This window comes from Mesorhizobium sp. M7A.F.Ca.US.007.01.2.1 (assembly GCF_003998165.1).
In the GTDB taxonomy this organism is placed as follows: Bacteria; Pseudomonadota; Alphaproteobacteria; order Rhizobiales; family Rhizobiaceae; genus Mesorhizobium; species Mesorhizobium ciceri.
The window spans coordinates 1-1,642 of the sequence record NZ_RZQP01000459.1 but is presented as its reverse complement, the minus strand read 5'-3'; the positions used below and the strand labels follow the sequence as shown (position 1 = coordinate 1,642).

2 protein-coding genes are annotated in these 1,642 nt (G+C 62.9%); both read left to right on the top strand.

The features are described from left to right. The first annotated feature begins 64 nt into the window (after positions 1–64). The gene (locus tag EN949_RS35090; RefSeq protein ID WP_127365667.1) at positions 65–709 is read left to right on the top strand and encodes a DUF2291 family protein; all 645 of its coding nucleotides are present in this window, start codon (positions 65–67) and stop codon (positions 707–709) included. After that, positions 706–1,642 (top strand): sugar ABC transporter ATP-binding protein (locus EN949_RS35085; protein ID WP_164782671.1); only part of this gene is annotated, 937 nt, incomplete at its 3' end. The genes EN949_RS35090 and EN949_RS35085, both read left to right, overlap by 4 nt.

Sequence of the window (1,642 nt, the reverse complement as noted above, 5' to 3'; positions counted from 1 at the left end):
ACCCAGGATCGCCCCTCGCCGCCATTTTCCGTGGGCCGCCCACGATGCTGAACGACAGGCTGCCATGTTGAACACCAAGCCGAACTGGCCGATCCTTACCGTGATGGTCGGCATCAGCCTGACCGCCTGCAAGATCCTGCCGACGAAATCGGACGACGGCAACAACGCTGCCACCTTCAATCCAGACCAGATGGTCGAAGAGATATGGGCGGCAAAGGTCGTGCCCTATATCCAGCAGAAAGCCGGACCGTTTGCGCAGGTTCACACCCTGGCGACAACCGACCCAGCGGCTGCCGGCGCCAAATACGGCAATCCGAACAAGCAGGCGAATTCGCCTTGGACTTTCGCGGTTCGGCTGGAAGGCAAGATTATCGCGGCCAACACACAGTCGCGTGCGGCAACGGTCGACGTCGATGTCGACGGCGACGGCAAAGCCGATGCACGGGTGCAGATCGGACCGGCGGTGCGCGGTACCGCGCTGCGCGACAGCCTGGACTTCATCCAGTTCAACGACTTCACCAACCAGATCGACTTCGCCCAGTTCGGCAAGGCGTTCAACGCTTATGCCGACAAGACGGTGCTGTCCAAGCTGCCGCGCGAGGCGCTGGAAGGCCGCAGCGCCAAGGTGCTCGGCGCCTACACGCTGGGCAGCGGCCAGGACCTGCCGCTGGTGACGCCGGCGGAAGCAGAGATCGGGCCGAAGCCATGAGCGCGATCGCGGAGCGCGAAATCATCCTGAAGCTCGAGGACGTCTCGAAGGTCTATTCCGGCACCGTTGCGGTCAAGCGCGCCAATTTCGAGGTGCGCAAGGGCGCGGTCAACGTGCTGGTCGGCGAAAACGGCGCCGGCAAGTCGACGCTGATGAAGATCATCGCCGGTGTCGAACGGCCGACCGCCGGCCGCATCCTGCTGGAAGGCGAAGAGGTTTCCTTCTCGTCATCCGGTGACGCGGTGAACCGTGGCATCGGCATGGTGTTCCAGGAGCTGAACCTGTTCGGCAATATGAGCGTCGCCGAGAATATTTTCGCCACCCGGGAAATCACCAACCGCTTCGGCAAAATCGACCACGCGCAACAGGAAAACCGCGCTGCGGAATTTCTGGAACGCCTACAGGCCGGCATCCGGCCCGACATGCTGGTCGAGGATCTGCGCATCGGCCAGCAGCAGCTGGTCGAGATCGCCAAGGCGGTTTCGCTCGACGCGCGCATCCTGATCATGGACGAACCGACCTCGGCGCTGAGTGCTGCGGAAGTCGAGATCCTGTTCAAGGTGATCGCCGACCTCAAGGCGCGCGGCGTGGCGATCGTCTACATTTCGCACCGGCTCGAAGAGCTGATCCGCATCGGCGACTACATCACCGTGCTGCGTGACGGCCGCATCACCGGCCAGGAAGAGATGAAGAACGTCGACACGCAGTGGATCGTTCGCCAGATGATCGGCTCCGACGCCAAGGACTTCGCCAAGGCCGACGGCCATCTTCCGGGCGAAGAGATTTTTCGTGCCGAGGAGATCTGCCTGCCTCGTGCCACCGGCGGACTTGCCGTCGACCATGTCTCGTTGTCGCTGCGTGCCGGCGAGATCCTCGGCATATACGGCTTGATGGGCGCCGGGCGCAGCGAACTGTTCGACTGCATCATGGGCC

What these genes read in the sequence shown, in the direction of transcription:
- EN949_RS35090 (WP_127365667.1), top strand. Translation starts at nt 65, where the DNA reads ATGTTGAACACCAAGCCGAACTGGCCGATCCTTACCGTGATGGTCGGC.